The following is a 24,087-nucleotide window of genomic DNA, read 5'->3' as shown; positions in this document are numbered from 1 at the left end:
GAAAGGGAGTATTGGTTAATATGACACATTTATCAGATATTGAGATTGCGAGTAAAGTTGAGATGAAACCCATCAAAGAAATCGCTGATTCTCTAGGATTAAAAGAGGAAGATTATAATTTATATGGAAAGTATAAAGCAAAATTAGATTCACATGAGTTGGATAAAATGAAGGATCAACAAAACGGTAAATTAATTTTGGTGACTGCTATCACTCCGACGCCTGCTGGTGAAGGAAAGACTACTACTTCTGTTGGACTGGCTGATGGTCTGTCGAAAATCGGCAAAAAAGCGATGCTTGCTTTAAGGGAGCCCTCTCTTGGTCCCGTTTTTGGAGTGAAGGGCGGTGCTGCTGGCGGCGGATATGCTCAAGTAGTGCCGATGGAAGATATCAACCTTCACTTTACAGGGGATTTTCATGCCATCGGAGCAGCTAATAACTTGCTTGCAGCCATGCTTGATAATCATATCCATCATGGGAATACCCTGCAAATTGACAGCCGTAAAATCACATGGAAACGTGTGGTGGACATGAATGACCGTCAGCTGCGTCATATCGTTGACGGGCTGCAAGGCAGAATAAATGGAGTACCGCGGGAAGATGGTTACGATATTACAGTTGCCTCTGAAATCATGGCAGTTCTTTGCTTGGCTGACAACATTGTCGATTTAAAAAATAAGTTGAAAAAAATTATTGTCGGCTATAATTTTTCAGGAGATCCTGTGACTGCTGGAGATTTAAAAGCTGAGGGAGCAATGACAGCATTATTGAAAGATGCAATCCATCCTAATCTGGTTCAAACCCTTGAGCACACACCGGCATTGATCCATGGCGGTCCTTTTGCCAATATTGCCCACGGCTGCAACAGTGTTTTAGCGACCAAAATGGCGATGAAATATGCGGATTATACCATTACAGAAGCAGGATTCGGGGCTGATTTGGGAGCTGAAAAGTTTTTTGATATTAAGTGTCGTCTGGCGGATATCCGACCCGATGCAGTTGTTTTGGTCGCAACGATCAGAGCCTTGAAAATGCATGGGGGTGTCTCTAAAAAAGAATTGGGACCAGAAAATATTCCTGCTGTCCTTGCTGGTTTGCCTAACTTGGAAAAACATCTGTCGAACATTAAAGAGGTTTACGGTATGCCGGTTGTTGTAGCCATCAACAAATTTCCAACAGACACAGAGGCGGAACTTGATGCAGTGAAGAAAGCCTGTGAAGAAAAAGGTGTGGAAGTTGTTCTTTCTGATGTTTGGGGCAGCGGCGGTGAAGGCGGTATTGACCTTGCACATAAAGTGGTTGAATTAGCGGAAAGAGACAATAATTTTAGTTTCGTTTATGATTTGGAGGACAGTATAGAAGAAAAATTGGTCAAAATCGTCCAAAAAATTTATGGCGGCAAAGGAATTGAATTAACACCAGCAGCCCGTCGTGAAATGAATGAATTGGAAAGACTTGGCTTTGGGGATTATCCGATTTGCATGGCTAAAACGCAGTACTCTTTCTCTGATGATGCCACACTAATCGGTGCGCCGGAAGATTTTACAGTCACCATCAGGAACTTAAAGGTTTCAGCAGGGGCAGGTTTCATTGTAGCCTTGACTGGTGCTGTGATGACAATGCCGGGATTGCCAAAAGTACCAGCTGCTGAAAAAATTGATGTAGATGAAAATGGGGTCATTTCAGGATTATTCTAAATATAATCAGACATGATGTCTGCGACTGCAATAGATACTTGTTGACTTAGGTTGACTTAGATTGGGAAGAAACGCCGGAAAGGTTTTTCTTCCCTTTTTATATGATGCTTTTTTTCAGATTTGACTGCTAAGGTGGAGTTCGTCTCATAAAAATTCGCGCTCTGCTCTGAGATTTTTTATAGTTATGGATTGCAAAGGGTATTTATGGACCATTCGGCAAAAAAGCAATTATTTCCCAATAAGTTTAATAAAACGAAACAAATTATCACCATTTGAGATACTAGTCTGTCAGAAGTTATCGAAAGAGATTGCAAGGGGATTTTTGAGAGTGTATGATAAGAGAGATGTTAATAAATTGAGAGAGAGACGATTATGGGGATATTATTAAAATATAAAAATCAATTACAGGATTATGCGACTAAATTATTTGTTTTAGTTATTTATGCTTTTTTATATTCTTTGGCTTTAAATGTTTTTTGGCGGAATGGAAATATTTATGCCGGGGGGATCACAGGGGCCTCCCAAATCATCACAACGATTTTAGAAAAAGTCACAGCCTCCCCGGTACCAATTTCTGTGGTCTATTATGCCCTCAATGTGCCTTTGTTTATTTTAGGCTGGTTTCTAGTGGATCGTAAATTTGTTCTGTTCACAGTTATCGGTGTTACCTTTGCATCTTTTGCGATTCAAATTACTCCAACCCTAGAGTTGACAAAAGACCCGATTATCTGTGCGATTTTTGGCGGGGCACTCAGCGGATATTCTTTGGGGTTTGCCTTAAAACACGGACTGTCTACTGGAGGGATGGATATCATCCTTCTAAGTCTTAGAAAAGTGACGGGCAAAAGCGTAGGAAATATTTCCATGATTATCAACGGGATAATCGTGCTGACGGCTGGTTTTATTTTTGGCTGGCCCCACGCATTTTACAGTGTGTTGTCGATTTTTGTTGCTGCAAAGGCAACAGACCAGGTTTATGTCAAACATAAAAAAGTTCAGGTAATGATTATTACTCAGCATCCAATGGAAGTTTCCACCCAACTGCAAGAACAATTGATACGGGGAATCACGGTCATCAGCTATGCTATCGGTGCCTACACGAAACAAGAAAGAGCAGTGCTGATTACCGTCATAACGAATTATGAAATGGAAATTCTTAAAGAAATCATGAAAGAAGCAGATCCCAATGCTTTTGTGAGTGTTTCACGAGATGTTGAAATTTTGAGCGAGTTCAAAGAATTGGATATTATCTAAGCATCACCCTAAAAGTATTATCTTTTGGGGCTTTTTTTAATTCAGATAAATAAATTTAAAAATACTAATCCGATAACTTAATATAGAAGATAAAAAGTAATTAATCAAAGTCAAGAAGCTTTTTTAAATAGATAATATGTAGTGGAAAATAAAAAATGACTCTCAGCGACATGGCAAAAACATATTTAGAATTGTTAAAGCAACATATCCGGAATTACGGTTTTGAAATATTGACCGATTAAGGCATATATGATTGCCAGACACTACCAAGAGATGCAGTTGGGTTCAAACAGTGAAAGTTGTTCGTTAATATGAAATGACGATTGAAATAAAATCAGCTCAAGTCTCTGACATTCAGAGGCTTTTTGTTATTAAAAAATAAAAATATCAAGTATAAATTAGGCTAATACTGCCTTGAAATTTGACTCGAGGGAATTAATTGAGACTAAGGTCTGATTATTTATATTTTTAAACTATGCTAAAATAAGACTCTGAAAGGATCTTTTTTTGAAAAGGATGCTTAAACAAAATATTGGATTAGCTCAATTTGTTGATTGCTTGAAGGTAAATTGAAAGTATTTCACAAGTTGTTTAAAAAGGAGAGGGAAAAATGGCGAAAAAGAAATGGTTGATGATTATAGGAGGTTTGATTGCTGCAGCAGCAGTGATTTTTGGTGTATTAAAATTAGTGAACGGCAAAGATTCAAAAGCGGAAACTTCAAAATCCTTGGAAGATGATTATGGGATTGAATATTTTGTGGTGCCTGATGTCGAGCAAGTTTACATCAACGGTATCGTACAGCCGAATCAAATGGAAGCTTTTTCGAAAGACACACGGATGAGCAGCGAACCTGATATCAAAGTCAATCATGGCGACATTGTTGAAGAAGGCACTGTCTTATATGTGTATGAAGATAAAGAGGTCACAAAACAACTGGAAGAGCTGAATAACCAGTTGTCGCGGAATTATACTAAACGGGAAAACATCTTAGTTAAATGGCAGCGTGCCATAGACAATTATAATAATGCTTCTGTGGAAGAACAGTTGGCTATCGGTGGAACTTTAGATGAGCAGTATCAATCAGAAGTGGATTCGGTAGATGAAGAAACTTTCTTCATCAACAAACAATTAAACGACCTTTCAACTAAACAGTATCTTTCAACAACGGCCAAGTTTAAAGGACGTGTCTCAATCCCGGAAGTCAAGGAAGAGAACACACCTATTTTGACCCTGACATCGGACGGGTTTTATGTTTCAGGAAAAGTAAACGAAAAAGACTTGCCTAAAATAGCTGTGGACAAACCTGCTGAAATCACGGTCATTTCAAATAATATTACCGTTAAAGGAAAAATTTCTTATATTGATGATAATCCCCTTGAAGCAAATGGGGAGGCACAGGTTCAAGAAGGCAGCGGCGGTTCCATGTCAAACTATGGTGTGAAACTTACTCTTGATTCCACTGAGGGAATCAAAAATGGCTATCATGTGCAAGCAACAGTCAATCTGGAAGACAAACAAGTAGAAATTCCTACGAAAGCCATCAAAGAAGACGGAGATAAAAAATACGTCTTGGTCAATGACTTTGGTTCAGTCATCCGCCGGGAACTTCAACTTGGCGAAGAGGCAGGGGAAAATACGATTGTAATTTCTGGTATCGAATCTGCCGACCGGATTATCGTGACTTCGGAAAAAGCTGTCAAAGAAGGGGATATTTTGGATGAAACAGCTTCAGAAGAAAAATCTTCTCCTTCTGGAAATGAGGAGTAAGGGGGAGAAAAAGTGGAAGCAATCGGTGAAAAAAAGGAACCTTTAGTTGTCCTGAAAAATATCAACAAATATTTTCCTGCCGGGAAAGAGAAACTTCATGTGCTGAAAAATCTTGATTTGACGATTTACCCGGGAGAATTCATCATGGTCATGGGGAAATCCGGCAGCGGTAAAACCACACTGATGAATATCATTGGGTTTTTGGATCGAATTTCGGATGGCAGCTATCTTTTTAACCAACAAGATATCTCCAAATTAACAGAAAACAAAAAATCAGAATTTCGCAATGAGTTTTTTGGCTTTATTTTTCAACAATTCTTTTTGATCAATTCATTGAACGTCATCCAAAATGTTAAATTGCCCTGTGTCTACGAAAAAAAGAAAAGCGGGCGGGAACAAAATGAACTAGGTAGAAAGTATCTGGCAGCTGTGGGTTTGGAAGACAAAGCAAAGTCAAAAGTGACCGAACTTTCCGGCGGTCAGCAGCAGCGTGTAGCGATTGCCCGTTCCTTAATCAATGATCCTTTGCTGATTATGGCGGATGAGCCTACGGGAGCTTTAGATAGTGAAACAGGCACCGAGGTTATGGAGATGTTGAAAGAACTGAATCAACGTGGTAAAACAATCGTTATGGTGACCCATGATGAAGACCTGACTCGTTATGCTACAAGGGTTGTTTACATGAAAGACGGCAGATTTCTTGAGGAGGCGATCCAATGATAGGAAACTTATTTATTAGTACTTTTTTGAGTCTTAAAGCCCATAAATTGCGCGTCTTCTTGACGATGGTGGGCATCATCATCGGGATTGCTTCAGTCGTTACTATTTCGACCTTGGGAGAAGGGATGAAAAAACAAATTCTAAGTTCCACCAGTGCCATGAACACCGATGTGGTGAAATTGCATTATACGATGCAATTAGACGATGAATTTGGCGTTTATTATTATGAGGAACCGGATTTTTCTTTTTCAAGGGTGGACATGAAAAAAGTTCAGGGAATCGAAGGGGTTAAAGCCATCTATCCGGAGTACGGCAATTTTTACGGCGGCGACAACTTGCAAGTTGAAATGAATTATTTTAATGTGGTCTCCTATCTTCAAGTGGCTCCCAACAATAATGCCTCAAAAAGTTTTTTATGCGGCAGGGATTTTAATGAAAGCGACGTTGGGAAAAATGTGATTATCTTGAATCACAGTCTGTTTGATTATGATAATCAATTTGAAAACCCGGAAGAGCTGTTGGATAAGGCGGTGTCGATCAACGGCTATATGTACAAAGTTATCGGGATTTTGGAAAAATTCAGCTACGAAAGTTTGAGTCAGTCAGAAGCAATGGCTCTTGACTGGAGTACAGTCGACAGCAGTTTGGTTTCCCGCGCTTCTTACAATGAACTGTCCAAAAGTCAGGCAATCAAAGGAATCAACTTCAAGTTGGAAGAAGGGGCAGACAAAAATGAAGTGATGGCCCAAGCTATCAGCATTATGGAAGAGAATCATCAAGACGTTAAGGGATTCTTTGCTGAAAATGATATGAATCAGAAGGAAATGAAACAAATGGAAGACGCCATCGGCAGTTTGACGATGTTTTTGATGGCTATCACAGCTATTTCTCTTTTAGTGGGCGGTATCGGTGTGATGAACATTATGTATGTTTCCGTCACCGAACGTAAAAGAGAGATCGGTATCCGTCGGGCTATCGGGGCCAAACCAAGAGTGATCCTGTTTCAATTTTTATCCGAAGCAGCATTCATTACACTGTTAGGCGGACTGATTGGTGTAGGCATTGGATATAGTTTATCAGTGCTGGCAGGCGGTTTTATAGATATCATTCCTGTAATGACACCGCAGATATTTTTGATTTCTTCCGGTGTGTCGGTTATGACCGGTGTGATTTTCGGTATTATTCCAGCATTCAGTGCTGCCCGCATGGATCCGATCAAGGCAATCTATAACTAGGAAATGATTCCTGTTCGGGACTTCTGGATTAAATAACATAGAAAAATTATTTTATTTGTGAAAGGTCTTAATAATAAATCCATCCTAGGACCTATGACATTTCGTTGAAAACCATGCATAATAGGTATTGTCAGATAGATATTTAGCTAAGGAGGCTATCAACAATGAATGAACGTGAAAGAGTATTCGAATTAGTCAAAAAAGGGATTATTACTTCTGAGGAAGCTTTAGTTTTGTTAGAAAATATGGCAACTGAAAAGGATGAAAAGTCACTGGACCAAGAAGCAAGTAAAGTGAAGAAAAGCGCCCAAACTTTTGAGTATGATCAGAAGGAAAAAGCTGAGCAGGAAAAAAGTGATGCGGAGTTCTTCGCAGACAGTGAGAAAGTCGATCAGGAACGATTGGAAAAACTTTTAGATGAATTGGCCACCGAAGCCAACAAGGCATCTGCCGAATTAGATACGGTGAATGTGGCATTGGAAGAGTTGGCTGATCAGATCAAAGATAAAGAAGAACAAATCATGGTAATCAATACCATTGAAGAACTTGAAACACTGGAAGATGAAAAAATCGAAGAACGTCAAGCTTTGGAAGCGGAGTTGAACGAATTAAAACAGGAAGTCGTTGAACTGGAAGTGGACAAAGAAAGTTTAGAAGAAAAACTAAAAGCAATCCGGAAAGAGCAGTCTGAAGGAACAGCTGAACAGTGGAGTCATAAGTTTGACATTCCGGAAGATTGGGAGAAAAGCTTTGATGAGTTCGGCAAAAAAATGGGTCAAGCCGGAGATAAATTCGGTAAAAAGATGAGTGAAGCCGGTTCGCAACTGGGAAGATTTTTCCGGGACACAGTCAAGACAGTGACTGAAACAGTCAATGACAATGTTGAATGGAAAGATATCAATATCAAAGTACCAGGCATGACTTCCAGCAGTTTCCAACATGAATTTTATTATCCAGCGACAACTGCATCGATTTTGGATGTGAAACTGGCAAATGGTAAAGTAGTATTCAAAACTTGGGAGTCTGAGGACTTGAAAGTTGAAGCAGCAATCAAGCTCTACGGAAAGATGGATGCTGACACACCATTGGAAGCATTTCTTGAAAGAAGTCAGATTGATGTGACAGATGAAAGAATTTCCTTCCAAATTCCTAATAAACGTATCAAAGCAGACTTGGTCTTCTATTTGCCGAAACGGGATTATGATCATGTGTCTGTAAAATTATTGAATGGAGATGTCTCCTTCACTGACGTACAGGCGAGCGATGCTTTTGTAAAAAGCACTAACGGAGACATGAGTTTTGATCAATTCCGTGCTACAATGTTAGAGGTAAAGGGTGTCAACGGAAATGTGAAAGTGACAGAATCTGATATCTTGGATTTTATGGCTGATTCTGTGAATGGAGATTTCACACTGCTTTCCTCGATTGAAAACATTGTGGTGTCAAATGTGAATGGCGATATCCGTATGACTGTCAAGTCGGAAGAAACGAAAAAGATTGAAGTCAACCTTGTCAATGGTGCCATAAAGCTTGCTTTACCGACAGCGGTCGGCATTGAAGGATTGGCAAAAACAAATACAGGGTCGATCAGAAACCGTTTGACCAATTTTGAAGTCGTACGCGAGAAAAAAGAAAAGACCAATCAAATGCTTCAGTTCCGCCGACTTAATCCGGAGAAAACAATCCATGTCCGTTTAAGTACGACTACGGGAACTGTTTATATGAAGGATACAGATCAATAGTTAGAGGGAGATTATCCCTTTAACTGGTGTTAAGAGGAGGAAGTTTGATGAGAAAACGATTAACAAAATCAAGAGATAATATTGTCGTATCAGGTGTTTTGGGAGGCATCGGCGAATACATTGGCATTGATCCGACAATCATCCGTGTTGTTTACTTAGCCCTGTCATTTTTTACTGCAGGATTTCCCGGCTTTTTCTTATATATCATTTTGGCAGTAGTGATTCCACAAGCAAGTGGGCCCTACCGTCCGAATAATCAAAAGAGATATTACGGTAATCAAGCCTACTATGGTGACCGTCAAGAAAAACGACCTAGAAAAGAAGCAGAAAAAGTTGATGAAGAAGATGAGTGGAGTGACTTTTAAATGGGATATTTCCAACGCCTATTGATAAATTCGATTACTTTTATGGCTCTGGCTTACTTGTTTCCCAATATGCTTTATATCAGCGGTTTTTTGACGGCAATTCTAGCTAGCTTTGTCTTGTCCTTTCTAAATGGATTTGTCAAACCGATACTGCATATTTTTAGTTTGCCGATCACGATTTTGACTTTAGGATTGTTCAGTCTTGTTATCAATGGCTTGATGCTTCAGTTGACTTCGTTTATCGTGGGATCGGGGAGATTTTATGTCAATGGTTTTTGGTCAGCGTTTATGATCGCCTTGATATTGTCCCTTGTCAATGCGCTGGTCAGCAGCAGGGAAGCTGAAAGACATTATTGAGTCACTTAAAGTGGGAAAAATTATTTAAAGTAGAAAAGCAGTAAGCCCCAACAGAAAATGTTGGCTCTTCGTCAAATGATGTGGATGGCTAGAATTTTAGCCTAATTTAATAACAGATCTAGACAACTTCGCTTAAACAAGTGGGGTTGTCTTTTTGGTCCATCAGTTTAAAACTGACAAAAATGCGATGCTTAAAGTGCCAAAAGCTGCGATAGCCATAAGCAGTGCGTTTAATGACTTTAATTTTATTGATGATCCCTTCAAGTGAGCCATTAGAAAAAGAATACTTGAAGGTATTTTCAATCCTATTCAAATGTTTTTTGAGAGTTTTTACGGAGGTTTGCATATAAAGTGAAACCTCAGGTTTCATTGCATCTAAATTTTCTTTAAAACTCTCAAAATCATTGTTTTGAGCATCATAAAGCAAGTGTTGATAGAGCTGATAAGTCGCTTTTAAAGTTGGATCAAGAGAAAGAAGATAATCTATCATTTCTGTTTCAGGCATCGGCTTTTTGAATAAACGCTGATAAGAATAGTCTTGATAGTTAAGGTGACTGGCTGATTTTAACATCAAGCGCCAGTATCGTTTTAGCTTGCGATAGTCTTTCATTTTTTCACCCTTACCCACAAAGAATTTTTTCATAATATCTACCCGTGTTTGGTTAAGAGAACGTGAGATAAGCTGAACGATATGAAAACGGTCAATGATTATTTTAGCATTCGGGAATAGTTCCTGAATCACCGTAAAATAAGCAGCATTCATGTCTATGACAATTGTCTTAACACTGGCACGTGCTTGAAGAGAGTAGCGAGAAAAATAGGTACGTAATGTTTTCTGTCGCCTATTGGGAAGAATATCGATAATCTTACGTGTGACAGCATCACAAAAAATGAAACTCATTTTGTCCGTGACGTGTTTGACTGATTTAAATTCATCAAAACATAAATTTTCAGGTAAATGTTGAAAATCAGGTGTGTGTTCTTTGCCCCGTTGGACCAAAATTCGTGTGGTGGTAGTAGGAGACACTCCATGACGACGAGCCAAATCTTTCATAGAAAGATTATTCTGAAGTTCAATGGCAATGGATTGTTTCACTCTATTGGCGATAAAACACCCTGCGTCAATTTCAGGGGAGGCAGCAACAAAAGTTGTTTGACAGTCACGGCAAAAAAGTTTTATTGTTCGCTTCGCAGTTGGGACAATGAATGGGAGTATAGCTAAGAGTGACAAAATAAAGCAGGCTGGTAAGCGCTTTTATTTAAACCTCCTGACAAAATTCTTTTTCAAAAGTGATATTTTTTCTTCTAAATTTAATGAGGTTCGGATACAATGATGATGAGATATATGGATTTTTCTTTTTGATTAATTGTGGTGACTATATGCTGACAGGAAAATTCATATGTTTCCATTTTTATAACACAATAGGTAGTGTCAAGAATTATGTGTAAATGGAAAGTCCATCCCGAATGATTAATTTACAACATTGATTCCCAAGTATCTTGAATTTCTTTGAACCCTTTGTGAACACGCCCTAAAAATATTTGATTATAATTATTGAATTGAGACACCAAGAATCTCTTAAGAGATTCTTCATTAGGAAATTGTTCTTTTCTTTTAGTATATTTTTTCAGCTGTTTGCTAAAGCCTTCAATCAGATTAGTCGAATAGATGGTTCGTCTGATGGAGGTAGGAAAATTGAAAAATGTTAGTATAGCAGGATTCAGGAGTAGTTTGACCACTCTTGGATACTGCTTCTTCCATTTTTCACTCATCAAATGCATTTGATTGATCGCTTCTTCTTTTGAATCAGCTTGATAAACTTGTTTAAAATCATCACATATTTCTTTTCTATCGCTTACTCGTACTTTGTGAGCAATGTTTCTAGCAACGTGGACACAGCATTGTTGAAACTGGGCATTAGGATAAACATTGCGAATACTAACGCTGATACCACTTAGACCATCGGTCACCACTAATAAACTCTCTTCTAACCCGCGGTCTTTAAAATCTTGAAGGATTTCTTTCCAAACAAAAGCAGACTCTGTTGGGGCAATCGTAAATCCTAACACTTCTTTGGTCCCGTCTAATCTGATGCCAATCACAATGTAAACTGCCTCTTTAGAAACCGTTTGTCGCTTTAAGGGAATGTGGGTCGCATCCATAAAAATGACGGAGTAACGTGAGTCTAGTTTCCTATCTTTGAACGCGGAGACATCTTCAGAAATGATTTTACTCATATTAGAAATGGTTTGCGGTGTGTAGTGATGGCCGTACATTTTTTCAATTAAATCAGCTATTTCAGACATTGTAATACCTTTTTGGAATAGCTGAATAATGGTTGTCTCTAAAGAATCATTGGTTCTTTTATAGGCTGGTAATGTCTGTTGAGAAAACTCGCCATTTCTATCTCTTGGAACGACTAAGTTTAATTCTCCATATTCTGTTTTGAATGAGCGTGAATAATTCCCATTACGGGAATTACCAGAGTTAAAGCCAGAACGATCATACTTTTCATAATCTAAGAAAGCCGTTAACTCAGCCTGTAGCAAAGAATTGACAGCAGACTCCAAATGTTTACGAAATAATTCGTCTAAATCACCTTTATTGATTAGTGTTTCCATAATTTCTGTAGTAAAATTGGGCATGTGAAAGTCCTCCTATAAAATTTCTGTGTCGCAACTTTAATTTTACAGAATGGACTTTCTTTTTTACTACCCTAAATTTCTATTTACACAAAATATTTTACGCTATCACTATTCGCCGTTATACACATTCATAATCGATGATAAATACATCATCTTTGAACCAAAAGGTAAATGATATCAGTCACTAATTTCTTGAATGGCTCTTCAGATTTTAAATTTCGATTTAATCTATTTTCACATACCTGACGAACGGATCCAATTTTATTTTTCTTTTTTACCTTTACACGACAGTTCCACCCATTTCTTTGCATAATTATTTGAACGGTTTTCTTATTTATAATTTGAGTTCTTCGTATGAATTCAGTGATTTTTCTATAACCGTAAGTGAACCGATAGCTTTCACATAATTCTTTAATTAATTGTTCTTTCTCCGTTAAGCCAGTCACAAACGATTGTTTTTCCATCGATAATAAGTTGATTTAGCAATGCCAAATAATTGGCAAATGGTTCTAACGGGTAGTTGATTCTTCATTTCTTCAACTAATTTTACAAATAATTGTGGCGTCACATCCTTTCCAATTCGTGGTACTTTTCCATGATAGAGATTTTGTTCCTCAAAAATTTATTTTCAATCTGTAATTTATCGATGTCACTTAAACCTTCAGGACCTTTTCCATAGGTATATTGCTTTCCTACTGGTTGAAGAAATCGATGTTCTCCACCATTTCGATATCATCGCCACCATGTATTCACTTGTGTTCTATTTTTTATACATAGTTTCTCTATAATTTCTGGTGTGATTTTCTCTCCAACTTCATCTTAATTGCAGCTTGTTTGACTTCTATTGTGTCCTACGTTAGTGGGTCAGTCCCGTCTTTGTTGATTTTTTTATTGGTGTAGATTGAAAAAATTCATTAGCACTGCCATTATTTATATTTTCGATTTCAGAAGAAATAAGTTCTTTTAGATTTTGTTTAAAAAAAATGCTATCCTATCAATTAGGAGGAGACTGCTATGGATATATTAACACGCATTCAAAATGACTATTTATTTTTATCGCCGCAAGAAAAAAAAGTTGCTGATTACATTATGAGATTCAGTTCGGAGATAAAAAACATGAATATTAAAGATTTTTCTTTGAAGACGGGGACATCGACAGCTACTGTCACAAGGTTTGCTAAAAAAATTGATTGTAAAAATTTTTCAGATATGAAATTTCAAATTAATTCACTATCAGTGCCGAAAGTTCAATTTCAAACGAAGGGAATCTCAGAAGATGTTTTTAATTATTATCAGATGGTGATAAAAAATACTCAAAGTTTGATTGAAATGAATAAGCTTGAAACTTTTATAAAATTTTTGCTTGAAGCAGAACAGATAATAATTATGGGTTTGAATAATTCAGGTACAACAGCTTCTACATTTGGTAATCGCTTGATGAGAATGGGATTACCTGTTGTTAGTTATGGTGACACTGTAGATATGGTCATGAGAGGTAGTATTGCTAAGAAAACAGATTTATTTGTAGCTATTTCTAATTCCGGCACAACAGAATGTGTACTAGATGCTTTTACACAGGCTAAAAAAAGTAATGCTAGATTGGTCTCGATTACTAGTTTTTCAGAAAATCCGTTAGCTGCTTTGAGTAATTTGGATCTTTACGTGTATAGTACAAAATTTATTGATAATCAGAAATTCATTAATTCGCAGTTTTCAATGGTCTATTTAATTGATGTAATTACCACTCTTTTACTGGAAAATAAAGAACTTCAAGAGAAATTTATAAAAACTAGAGAAGTAACATCTGATAATTATTAACGATTAATATCTTATTGTAAAATATTATCAAATGTTTTTTTTAGTATCTTTTGATTCAGTACTATGTGGCTTTCTGACGACTTACTTCATAGTCAATCTTAAAATTTATTTGTGCATATTTACTATTATTGCTGTTTTAAATACTCTTTTTTGTTAATTATTTTCATGTTTTTATATTGAGTTAATTATTATCGAATGGTAAACTGAAAGCAGTTACATAGTTGAAAAAGAGGGAAGTGAACTGTATGAATTTGAAACAACCTTATGTGTTAGAAGATGTTAATATTTCGAGAAACGATGATAAACTTGAAATTAAAATCATTAATGCTTCTAAACAAAATGTGGCACTTTTTGTCGGAGATTCTCCTATGAGAGAATCAATCACCACTTTAGTGGGAGAGAATGTTGAGGGAGAGTTTAATTTATATTCACCTGTTGGTAAAGGACGTCCTTATTTCAAATATATAAATAGCTCTGGCTTTTCTCCTTTATTTTCTGAACGTGTTCTTCCTTTAGAAGGAGCAATCAATGTAAGAGATATGGGAGGTTATGAAACCACTGATCATCGGAAGACCAAGTGGGGAATGTTATACAGAGGAGATCAATTATCGAAATTGACAGATCAGGATGTTGAATTATTAACAAAGCTTGGATTAAAAACCATCATTGATTTTCGTTCCAGTCACGAAAGGGGGTTAAATCCAAACAGAAATATTCCTACTGTTGAGAAAATAATTCTTAGTGACCCTCGTTCAAGCTTTTCTGAAGCAGCGGCTGAAGTTGTGGATCTTCATTCTGAAAACAAAAAATTAGTTCAGTCTTTAGAGCAAGGATTAGTTGAAGAAAAATATCTTGAAAATCCTGATCTCAAGGTGATTGAGAGTTATCAATATATGGTGAATAATCCAGAATCAATTCAGGCACTGAAAAAAATGATTCATGCTTATGCTTGTTCTAAAAATGCTCCATTTATACAGCATTGTCGAGGTGGGAAAGATAGAACAGGTTTTGGATCCATGCTATTGTTGCTTTTATTGGGAGTAAAAGAAGAGTTAGTCGTAAAAGATTATATGTTGACTGGTGAAATCAGAAAGCGAAGAAACGCATTGAAATTACAAATGTATAAGGAGTTGACCGACAATCAGAGGTATCTCAATTATTTGATGGCAGTTTTGGATACTAAAGAAGTGTTTATCACTTCTACGATAGAATATATAAAGGAACAATATGGCTCGATTGAAAATTATTCAGTAAGGCAGCTGGATTTGTCTTCGGATCAGATTGAAGTAATGAAGGAAAATTATTTAGAGGAGATGTAGCTGATGAAAGAAGTTGCGGTTTTAGTCGCAAGTCATGGAAAATTTGCAGAGGCAGCGCTGGAAAGTGCAGAAATGATTGTTGGTAAACAAGAAAACTGTGGATGCCTTTCCGTCGAAATGGATGTCAACTTGAAGGAAGCTCTAGAAGAGATGCAGTCTCTTCTAGATGGTCTTGATACTTCAGTAGGAACAGTAATTTTAGTGGATCTTTTTGGAGGAACACCTTCGAATGTGAGTGGAAATATTGTAATGAAAAATGACAGAGTATTGGCAATCAGCGGTTTAAATCTTCCAATGTTAATTCAGTTACTGTTAAATCGTCATTTGTCACTTGATGAGCTCGCAGAGGATCTTGAGAAGACATATTTATCTGGTTTTACTAATATAACAAAAGTGTTAAGCAAGGAGGATAACAATGAAGATGAATGTGAAATTTTGTAGAATTGATGACCGGTTAATTCATGGACAAGTGGTGACAACTTGGGTGAATGTGCATGAGATTGAGCAAATTATTATTTTAAATAAAGAAGTTGCTGAAGACAAAGTTCAATCATCTGTCTTAAAAATGACAGCTCCCTCAAATGTCAAGCTAGCAATTTTTTCTCCAGAGAAATTTTTAAAAATTATTCAGAAAAATCCGATCAACCGATCAACCATGTTATTGTTTTCTTCAGTTTATGATGTTGAAAAAATCGTTAATGGTGGATTTAAAATGTATAAATTAAATGTAGGTGGCATGCGATTAAATCCAGAAAGAGAGCAATTGACCAAGGCGGTTTCTGTTACTGAAGATGAAAGAAAAGTATTTAAAAATCTATTAGCTAAAGGTGTAGATATAGATATTCAGATGGTTCCTAATGATTCACCAAAAAAATTGAAGGAGTTGATCTAGATGACTACTTTATTACTAACACTATGGGCTTTTATCTGCGGAGTTGATGATGCAACAACACAGATGGTACGTCGTCCATTAATGATTTGTTTTGTTACCGGGATTATTATGGGGGATATTACACAAGGACTAATAATTGGGGCAACATTAGAAATAATGTGGATGGGGATTGGTAATGTTGGAGCTTACATGGCTCCTGATATCGTGAGTGGTTCTATCATCAGTTGTGCATTAGCGATTTCTAGTGGTGGTGGAGTAGCAGTTGCAACCACGTTGGCTGTTCCAACTTCCATTTTAGCACAACAATTATTAATTCTTTGGGAAACAGTCAATGTTTCTTTAAATCCTTGGGCACAACGATTAGCAGAAAATGCAGACGTTAAAGGAACTAACTGGCTGATTTACCCCCCAATGTTATTAATTGGTGTTATCAGAGCTGTTCCGACGTTTATCGCAATTAAATTTGGTAGCGGTGCCATACAGAATATTGTTGATTCCTTACCAACTACTTTCCTTGATGGACTTTCTGCTTCTGGAAAAATCATTCCCGCAGTTGGTATGGCTTTATTAATGAGCGTAATGATTAAAGAAGGAAAAATGTGGATTTACTTGGTTTTAGGATTTGTTTTATCATCATATTTAGGTCTGGCAGTACTACCAATTGCTCTAATAGCACTAGCATTTGCTTTATTACATGATCAAAGCAATCATAATGGAGCATTAAAACAGCAAGCCGTTCAAACAGTTGTTTCTGATTTTTCTGATGAAGAGGAGTATGATTTATAATGGAAAAACAATTAACAAAAAAAGATCTGAATAGATTATTTTGGCGACTTCAAAATGTTCGTGTAACCTTAAACTATGAAACGATGCAAGCGCCAGGTTTTATGAGAGCGATTGCACCGGTTCTTCAAAAGTTTTATCCAGATAAAGAGGATTTAGCTGAAGCAATGAAACGTCATAATACTTTCTATAATTCCCATGTGGTAGGTAATGCTATTATTTTAGGTATCTCTGCAGCGATGGAAGAAATAACAACAACTCCAGAAGATAAAGAAGGTGTGATAGCCTTGAAAACTGGACTAATGGGTCCATTAGCAGGAATTGGGGATAGCTTACTAAAATTTACTTGGGTACCTATCGTAGGAAGTATTGGTGCATCTTTGGCATTAAACGGCAGTATTTTAGGTCCAATCTTAATGTTTGTTCTATATAATATTGTCAATATGGGCGGGAAATACTTTGGTCTGGTTTATGGTTATGAGAAAGGAATAGACTTTTTTACAAAAAATGAAGATAATACGATTATTCAAAGAATTTCAAGTATGGCAAATGTTGTTGGGTTGATGGTAGTGGGCTCTATGATTGCTAGCTCAGTAAAAATCAATACAGTTCTTGAAATATCGGCAGGGGAAAATGTTATTCAACTTCAGGAAATGCTTGATACAATCATGCCAAACTTTTTAGCACTTCTAGCTACGATTATTATTTACAATGTGTTGAAAAAAACTAATGGTAAACATTCTGCTTTAATTATTATCACTATTATGGCTATCAGTGTCTTATTAAAATACCTAGGCGTCATTTAATTTTATGTCATTTTGAGATTGTTTTCTTTATCGATAACATGAAATATTATTTTGAAAAATGAAACTCTACTATGAATCTTTTTTTCTTAGGGTAGAGTTTTTTTATATTTCGCAATTGTAAAATTAAGCTAGACAACTAAAAAGTCATCTGTGCGACACTCAACATAGTTCCTACCACAGAATTATAAGGAGTGCACACAAATGACTGACACCCTCTTACACCAGTTGAACCCGTAATGATAGAGTCTTATTTCAAAATAAACGAATCTGTTGCTAACGTTGCACGTCAATTAAAACGCTCAAGGCAAACCATCAACAAGGTTTATCAGTGTTTCAAACAGGGGAAAACAGCACTAAAATATTATCAACAATACAAACAAAATAAGGCCTGCTGCGGAAGACAACCGATTGTGTTGCCTACAGAACAAGTGAACTATGTCAAAAAATGACTGCTCAAAACTAGCCGCCTGATGTCATCGTTGGTCGTGCAGAATTTCCAATCAATTGCTCTGTACGCACACTCTATCGTATGTTTGAAAAAGGCTTATTCAACGTGCTTGACTTGCCTTTAAAAGGAAAACGTAAGCTAGGCATCAGGAAAGGCGTGGCAAACAAACCTTTCGACATTCGATCCATCAACGAAAAAGCGAGCACACCAACTATTCAAAAGAATTGGTCACCTTGAAGGGGATACGATCGTTGGTGTCAAACACAAAAGTGCCGTCATCACACTTGTTGAACGTCTGTCTAAAGTGGTCATTACGCTGAAACCACAAAGGAGACAAGCCATAGATATTTAAAATAGATTAAATCAGTGGTTAGAATCGGTACCTAAACACTTATTTAAATCCATTACTTTTGATTGTGGCAAAGAATTTTCTAATTGGAAAACTATGAGTAATGTCAATGATATTGATAGTTACTTTGCCGATCCTGGTACCCCTTCACAGCGTGGATTAAATGAAAATTCTAACGGACTACTACGTAGAGATGGCTTGTTTAAAACCACGGATTTTAGTGACGTCACAGAAGCGTTTATTCAATCCGTTGCTTCAAAAAGAAATCATATCCCAAGGAAATCATTAAATTATCAAACACCGTTGGAGGTATTTATGAGTTATGTAGATAAAGACAATCTGTCTAGCTTAATTTGACAAATGAAAAATACAAGAAGTTAACTTGCCTACAATGATAAAAGGCTTTGGCATATGAAATAGAAATATGATTTAATAAAAGATTGACTTCAGATGATAAGTGAAGAAGTAAAATTTTTTTAGTGGGCAATATATGATAAGAAAATTAGATAGTCACTAATTTAAATATTACTATTCACGCAGATAAAAAATGTCCTTGCATTCATTTAGCACGAACTTTCGGAATAAAGTTTTCTTAAACGTAAATAATACTTGAAATATAATTTCATTCAGGTTATAATGGAAACGAAATCATTTATCACTTATAAAGGAGAAAAGATATGAAAAAACTTACAAGTGTTATCGAAACAAAAGTAGCTCCACCGCTCATCAGATTTTCACAAATGAAATATATTCAGGTGATTCAGAGGACCGGTTTAGGAATCATGAGTTTGTTGATTATTGGTTCCGTGTTCTTGTTGTTGGCTTCATTCCCCAGCGAAACATATTTAAACTTTTTAGGGGACTTCCGTTGGACGCTGGCTGAAGCTTCAGGGGTTGGTACAGCATTTATCGCATTATACACGACGATTACTACTTCTTATGCATTAGTTGAATGGTATGCTAAAAACAGAAATGAAAAAATGGATGTTGTTCAGCCGATGATTTTGGCTGTTGCCTCATTCCTTTTGGTAAATCCGGCACAGACTGTTTCTACAGTGGTGGAAGGCGCAAAAGAACCGGGATCATTTACTGGTATCCCTAGTGCAGCTCTAGGGGCTTTAGGAGTTTTTACCGCTATTATCGTCGGAATCGTTACTGTAGAAATGTATCGATTCTTTGTTAGAAAGAAAATAGTCATGAAGCTTCCGGAAGGTGTTCCTGAAATGGTATCGAATGCCTTCACTTCATTATTCCCGTCATTTTTTGTTATCGTCTTCTGGTGGTTGTTAAGATCAGTGCTTCAAATCAATATCAGTGAAGTCATCAGCAGTATTTTTGAACCGTTAGTTACAGTAGGGGATTCATCTTTTGCGATGATTATCGTTACGCTTTTAAACCGGATATTGTGGTCAGTGGGAATCCACGGTAGTAATATCGTTTCCGGAGTAGCAGGTACTTTCTGGACACAGATGATGACTGCCAACCAAACAGCGATGCAAGCCGGTGAAGCATTGCCTTACACCTTTACCAGTGTCTTTATGGATAACTACATCTGGTCAGGATTGTTCCCGTTGGCATTCATGCTGACACGTTCAAAACTTCCAAGATTCAAAGCATTGGGTGCGTTGGCACTTCCGGCAACCTTGTTTAACATCGGAGAACCATTGATTTTTGGTCTGCCGATTATGATGAACCCGTTGATGATGATTCCATTTGTCCTGTCATCTTTGGTACTTGCCCTTGGTTCAGCAGTTTCTCAAGCGATCGGTTTGATTCCTGTCCCAGTGCTAAATGTACCGTGGATTACGCCAGCACCGCTTAAAGCGTTTCTAGCAACTAACGGTAGTTGGGCAGCTGCACTGTTTGTAATCGCAGGTTGGATTATCAGTTTCATGATTTACTCGCCATTTGTTAAAGCACTTGAGAAGCAAGAGCTTGTTTTGGAAAGCGAAATGGAATAGGAGAAGACTCACAAATGACTTATTTATTTGGAATCTCAGTTTATTTACAAGATATGACTGAAGATTATCTTAAAACAGCATCGGAAAACGGTGCAAAATATGTGTTTACCTCATTGCATATCCCCGAGGAAGATCTTTCTCAGGCGGCAGTGCAGATCAAAGAGTTGCTTGGCTACTGTAAGAAATACGGGATGCATCTGGTACCAGATGTATCTCCGATTACTTTTGAAAAATTAGAAATTGCTTCAGGGGATTTTTTAGCATTAAAAGAATTAGGTGTCAAGGCTTTAAGGCTGGATTACGGATTTGATGATTTGAACACTGTCAAAGAATTGCAGCAGGATTTTGAAATTATGTTGAACGCCAGTGTGGTTTCGGAAGAGTATATCAACAAGTGTCAGGCACATGGTATCGCCATTGAGGAAATCATCGGAGTGCATAATTTTTATCCTAAAACAGACACAGGTTTGTCGCTGGATTCAGTTATCAAGACCAATCGCGTTTTTGCCAAATATAATATCCCGGTAATCACCTTTGTTCCTGGGGACAGACTAAAGAGATTCCCTCTGTATGAAGGACTGCCTACTGTAGAAAAACACCGCAGCATGCATCCTTATGCTGCCGCTGTGGAGTTAATCCAAACAGCTGACACTACTGGCATAATGATCGGGGACAGTATGGTTTACGATGAAACCATGGCATGGATCCATGATTATTTGCATAACAATACTTTGACACTCCCTGTAGTTCTCCAACCAGAGTATGCTTATTTATTCAAAGAAGAGTTGCGCAGCCGTAAAGATGTTTCAGAGCAGGTGGTCAGATTGATGACACCGAGAAAGCAAGGAATTTCTCCTGAAAACAATGGGAGTCGGCATAAAGGGGACATCATCATGCAAAATGATTTGGCCGGCAGATATGCTGGGGAACTTCAATTTTGCAAACAGGATTTGCCGTTCTCTCCGCAAGGAAATAAAATCGGCTTCCTTCACCCTGATTTGCTTGAGCTGATGCCTTACGTAACAGGAAATGTCAGCATCAAACTGGTCCCAATGAAAGGAGCATAAGCTTGTGACTATAAGACGACTTGTCGGACAGTTATTTGTTGTTGGATTTGATGGAATTACTGTGACAGACTCGCTGAAACAGCTGATCCACGATTACCATATCGGTGCAGTTATCCTGTTTAACCGCAATATCGGCACTTTGGAACAGTTGAATCAATTGACAGAAGAGTTGCAAAAAGAAGCTAGAGATGCCGGATACAGCAGGCCATTGCTGATTTGTCTGGATCAAGAAAATGGTGTAGTTAGACGGATCGATGACGTGCTGACACGTTTTCCTGGTGCTATGACATTAGCGGCGACTGGCGACACAAAGCTGGCATCTGAAGTTTATGAAGCCTCAGCTGAGGAATTAGCTTCCTGCGGTATTAACTGGAATTTGGCACCTGTGGCTGACGTCAATAACAATCCTGAAAATCCTATTATCGGTGTTCGTTCTTTTGGAGATGACCCGGAAAAAGTGGTTGATTTTGTCGTGGCAAGTATGAAAGGCATGCAAGCCGGAGGAGTGATTTCCAGTCTTAAGCACTTCCCGGGACACGGGGATACACAAGTGGATTCCCATTTGTCATTACCTATTATCGATAAAAGTCTTGAAGAGCTGGAAAAAACCGAACTTGTACCGTTTAAAGCTGGGATTGAGGCAAATTGTGATACTGTTATGATTTCTCATATTCAGTTCAATTCGATAGATAAAAGACCTGCAAGTCTTTCCTATCAGATGGTTACCGGTCTTTTACGGGAGAAACTCGGCTTTGACGGTGTTGTGACTACGGATTGTTTAGAAATGGATGCTATTGCAAAAACAGTCGGAGTAAAAGAGGGCTGCTATCAAGCCTTGCTAGCCGGGTGTGACTTCCTGATGGTTTCCCATACGCTGGCGGAACAAATCGCTGCCATGGACTATATTTCCGGCAAAATAGCTGATAATGAATTGGACATTTCCCGTATACATGCTTCTATCGAGCGGATCAATCAATTAAAACAAGGTTATCTCGATTGGGAGAAGAAGCCGGACGATTTAACAGACTTGCAAAAAGAGTCCCATCAATTACTTGCTGATGAAGTCTATCAAAAAGGTTTGACTCATGTCATCAATAAACAGTCTTCCGAGCAACCGTCATTGTCTGACAAAGTGGTAGTCTTGTTTCCTAATGAAAAGGGGATGCTGCGAGTAGAAGATATTCGTCATTCTTACGATTTTTCTTCTCTATTTAATAAATTCGGTTCTGAAGTCCAAGTGGTTTTATATGATAAACAGGGGTTGACTGATACTGATATTGATTTGTCAGAAGCTCTTTCCGAAGCAGACATGCTGATACTTTGTACGGTGAATGTGGCTAAAGAAGATTGGATTGTTTCTGCAGCTGAATCATTTTCTGTCAGAACAAAACATATTGTTATGAGGAATCCTTATGATGTGAATTTGATTCAAAACGAGCAAATTGAGGAAACAGTTTTCACTTACGAACCTTCCAGTTTTGTATTGGAAAAAGCGGTCAGTGTCCTGACCCATGAATTACCGGTATCCGGAAAGATGCCTGTCAAACTGAAATAAGTCATTGAATTGTTTAAAGAAACAAGTAAAATATAAGCAGGTGACATTATCCATGAATAACTTCTGGATAATGTCGTTTTTTGTCGTACGAAAAATCAATTTTTTAGCAGAATGAACAACACAAATGTAAGATGTGTTCACTTTTTTTAGTTATAGTCTCAATGCTTTTGTATAAATAATGTGTATTTTTACAAAAAATGTATAAATATGTATTGACCTTCCGAATGAATGCATATATAATGAATAAAAATAAGTGGAGGTGATCATGTGGATGTCTCGATTATTGGTTCAACAGGGTATAGTGGGATGGAGTTAGTAAAGTTACTGCATAAACATCCAGACGTTTGCATATCATCATTGCATAGCGATTCTGCTGCAGGTCAAATGCTATCGGAAATTTATCCCCATACTGATAGTGTGACAGATAATCTCTTACGACCTGTGGAAACTGATTGGATTATTGCCAACAGTGATTTGGTGTTCCTAGCAACACCGTCTGGAGTTTCAAGTCGTTTAGCACCTGCCTTTGTTGATAAAAACCATCCTGTGATAGATTTATCAGGAGATTTTCGTTTCAGTGATGAAACACGCTATAAAAAATGGTATCAGAAAGAACCGGCTCCTTACCGTTACTTAAAACAGTTTACCTATCAAATTCCAGAATTTTTTAAGAAAACGGCAGATAGCCCCTTTATTTCCAATCCCGGGTGCTATGCCACAGCAGTATTGCTTGGGTTAGCGCCTTTGGTTCAAAATAATTTAATTGAAGAAACAATTATTATTGATGCTAAATCGGGTCTATCGGGAGCAGGGAAATCTCTCTCTCAAAACAGCCACTTTGTTGATGCCCATGACAATATGACGTTATACAAACCAAATCAGCATCAGCATATTCCGGAAATCGTACAGCAACTGACGGAGTGGTCTAAAACATATGACAAGGTTCAGTTTTCAACCAGTCTGATACCGGTATCCAGAGGGATTTTCTGTACGACTTATGTTCAGTTGAAAGAAAAAAAAGAAGCAGACAAGCTGCACGATATTTATCAGCAGACTTATCAAGATAAAAAATTTGTCAGAATTCAGCCGAAAGGAAAATTGCCGGATTTGAAACAAGTCGTAGGCTCAAATTATTGTGACATCGGTATCGTTTATAATGAAGCAACCAATGTCCTGATGATTGTTTCAGTCATCGACAATTTGATAAAAGGAGCAGCCGGTCAAGCTGTTCAGAATTTAAATTTGTTTGCCGGATTTCCTGAAGAGCACGGACTGGATTTGGTCCCATCATATTTTTAAAAGGAG

The 24,087-nt window shown here is 37.5% G+C and carries 22 protein-coding genes and 1 pseudogene; 19 read left to right on the top strand and 4 right to left on the bottom strand.

Annotation, left to right across the window (positions count from 1 at the left end; all coding sequences use genetic code 11):
• The first annotated feature begins 20 nt into the window (after positions 1-20).
• The 8 genes from AC4PHI_RS09065 to AC4PHI_RS09030 all read left to right on the top strand — a co-directional run bounded on the left by AC4PHI_RS09065 (position 21) and on the right by AC4PHI_RS09030 (position 9,138).
• A complete protein-coding gene (locus AC4PHI_RS09065) occupies positions 21-1,697 on the top strand; it encodes a formate--tetrahydrofolate ligase (RefSeq protein ID WP_492199595.1) in 1,677 nt (558 codons plus the stop codon).
• Between the two features lie 372 nt (positions 1,698-2,069).
• A complete protein-coding gene (locus AC4PHI_RS09060) occupies positions 2,070-2,951 on the top strand; it encodes a YitT family protein (RefSeq protein WP_492199594.1) in 882 nt (293 codons plus the stop codon).
• A gap of 610 nt (positions 2,952-3,561) precedes the next feature.
• Positions 3,562-4,719: an efflux RND transporter periplasmic adaptor subunit gene (locus AC4PHI_RS09055; RefSeq protein ID WP_492199593.1), complete on the top strand. Its 1,158-nt coding sequence runs from the start codon at positions 3,562-3,564 to the stop codon at positions 4,717-4,719.
• 21 nt (positions 4,720-4,740) lie between these two features.
• Positions 4,741-5,439: an ABC transporter ATP-binding protein gene (locus AC4PHI_RS09050; protein ID WP_492201570.1), complete on the top strand. Its 699-nt coding sequence runs from the start codon at positions 4,741-4,743 to the stop codon at positions 5,437-5,439.
• Positions 5,436-6,674, top strand: coding sequence for an ABC transporter permease (locus AC4PHI_RS09045; protein WP_492199592.1), 1,239 nt, complete (start codon positions 5,436-5,438; stop codon positions 6,672-6,674). Before AC4PHI_RS09050 ends, AC4PHI_RS09045 begins: the two co-directional genes overlap by 4 nt.
• Positions 6,675-6,838: 164 nt before the next feature.
• Positions 6,839-8,416: a daptomycin-sensing surface protein LiaX gene (gene liaX, locus AC4PHI_RS09040; protein WP_492199591.1), complete on the top strand. Its 1,578-nt coding sequence runs from the start codon at positions 6,839-6,841 to the stop codon at positions 8,414-8,416.
• A gap of 47 nt (positions 8,417-8,463) precedes the next feature.
• A complete protein-coding gene (locus AC4PHI_RS09035) occupies positions 8,464-8,781 on the top strand; it encodes a PspC domain-containing protein (RefSeq protein ID WP_492199590.1) in 318 nt (105 codons plus the stop codon).
• Positions 8,782-9,138, top strand: coding sequence for a phage holin family protein (locus AC4PHI_RS09030; RefSeq protein WP_492199589.1), 357 nt, complete (start codon positions 8,782-8,784; stop codon positions 9,136-9,138).
• 118 nt (positions 9,139-9,256) lie between these two features.
• Here the strand turns inward: AC4PHI_RS09030 and AC4PHI_RS09025 are convergent, their stop codons facing one another.
• From AC4PHI_RS09025 to AC4PHI_RS09010, 4 genes are all read right to left on the bottom strand, one after another.
• Positions 9,257-10,369, bottom strand: coding sequence for an ISL3 family transposase (locus tag AC4PHI_RS09025; protein ID WP_492199588.1), 1,113 nt, complete (start codon positions 10,367-10,369; stop codon positions 9,257-9,259).
• Positions 10,370-10,614: 245 nt separating this feature from the next.
• Positions 10,615-11,784, bottom strand: a complete 1,170-nt coding sequence (locus AC4PHI_RS09020; RefSeq protein ID WP_492199587.1) for an IS256 family transposase — start codon at positions 11,782-11,784, stop codon at positions 10,615-10,617.
• Positions 11,785-11,933: 149 nt separating this feature from the next.
• Positions 11,934-12,248: an IS3 family transposase gene (locus tag AC4PHI_RS09015; RefSeq protein WP_492199586.1), complete on the bottom strand. Its 315-nt coding sequence runs from the start codon at positions 12,246-12,248 to the stop codon at positions 11,934-11,936.
• Entirely contained in the window at positions 12,227-12,352 is a 126-nt protein-coding gene (locus tag AC4PHI_RS09010) for a helix-turn-helix domain-containing protein (protein ID WP_492199585.1), read from the bottom strand. Before AC4PHI_RS09010 ends, AC4PHI_RS09015 begins: the two co-directional genes overlap by 22 nt.
• Before the next feature lie 446 nt (positions 12,353-12,798).
• Here AC4PHI_RS09010 and AC4PHI_RS09005 point away from each other — a divergent pair, with 446 nt between their 5' ends.
• From AC4PHI_RS09005 to argC, 11 genes and pseudogenes are all read left to right on the top strand, one after another.
• Complete coding sequence (locus AC4PHI_RS09005; protein ID WP_492199584.1) at positions 12,799-13,602, top strand: MurR/RpiR family transcriptional regulator; 804 nt, start codon at positions 12,799-12,801, stop codon at positions 13,600-13,602.
• Between the two features lie 245 nt (positions 13,603-13,847).
• A complete protein-coding gene (locus AC4PHI_RS09000) occupies positions 13,848-14,921 on the top strand; it encodes a tyrosine-protein phosphatase (protein WP_492199583.1) in 1,074 nt (357 codons plus the stop codon).
• 3 nt (positions 14,922-14,924) lie between these two features.
• A complete protein-coding gene (locus AC4PHI_RS08995) occupies positions 14,925-15,362 on the top strand; it encodes a PTS sugar transporter subunit IIA (RefSeq protein WP_492199582.1) in 438 nt (145 codons plus the stop codon).
• Positions 15,337-15,813 (top strand): PTS sugar transporter subunit IIB, encoded by a 477-nt coding sequence (locus AC4PHI_RS08990; RefSeq protein WP_492199581.1) that lies wholly within the window; start codon positions 15,337-15,339, stop codon positions 15,811-15,813. The genes AC4PHI_RS08995 and AC4PHI_RS08990 overlap by 26 nt, the downstream gene beginning before the upstream one ends.
• Positions 15,814-16,599 carry a PTS mannose/fructose/sorbose/N-acetylgalactosamine transporter subunit IIC gene (locus AC4PHI_RS08985; RefSeq protein ID WP_492199580.1) on the top strand — a complete coding sequence of 262 codons (786 nt, stop codon included), beginning with the start codon at positions 15,814-15,816 and terminating at the stop codon, positions 16,597-16,599.
• Positions 16,599-17,402 carry a PTS system mannose/fructose/sorbose family transporter subunit IID gene (locus AC4PHI_RS08980; protein WP_492199579.1) on the top strand — a complete coding sequence of 268 codons (804 nt, stop codon included), beginning with the start codon at positions 16,599-16,601 and terminating at the stop codon, positions 17,400-17,402. The genes AC4PHI_RS08985 and AC4PHI_RS08980 overlap by 1 nt, the downstream gene beginning before the upstream one ends.
• Positions 17,403-17,638: 236 nt before the next feature.
• Positions 17,639-18,556: pseudogene (locus AC4PHI_RS08975) on the top strand (IS30 family transposase).
• Between the two features lie 320 nt (positions 18,557-18,876).
• Positions 18,877-20,160 carry a PTS sugar transporter subunit IIC gene (locus AC4PHI_RS08970; RefSeq protein WP_492199578.1) on the top strand — a complete coding sequence of 428 codons (1,284 nt, stop codon included), beginning with the start codon at positions 18,877-18,879 and terminating at the stop codon, positions 20,158-20,160.
• Positions 20,161-20,174: 14 nt separating this feature from the next.
• A complete protein-coding gene (locus tag AC4PHI_RS08965) occupies positions 20,175-21,227 on the top strand; it encodes a MupG family TIM beta-alpha barrel fold protein (RefSeq protein WP_492199577.1) in 1,053 nt (350 codons plus the stop codon).
• Positions 21,228-21,231: 4 nt separating this feature from the next.
• On the top strand, positions 21,232-22,782 hold the full coding sequence (gene nagZ / locus AC4PHI_RS08960) for a beta-N-acetylhexosaminidase (protein WP_492199576.1): 1,551 nt from the start codon (positions 21,232-21,234) through the stop codon (positions 22,780-22,782).
• 267 nt (positions 22,783-23,049) lie between these two features.
• Positions 23,050-24,081, top strand: coding sequence for an N-acetyl-gamma-glutamyl-phosphate reductase (gene argC / locus AC4PHI_RS08955; protein ID WP_492199575.1), 1,032 nt, complete (start codon positions 23,050-23,052; stop codon positions 24,079-24,081).
• Positions 24,082-24,087 lie beyond the last annotated feature (6 nt).

This window comes from Vagococcus sp. QWL-13 (genome assembly GCF_058683555.1).
The sequence above is the reverse complement of the archived record's forward strand: the minus strand, read 5'-3'. Positions and strand labels throughout refer to the sequence as shown.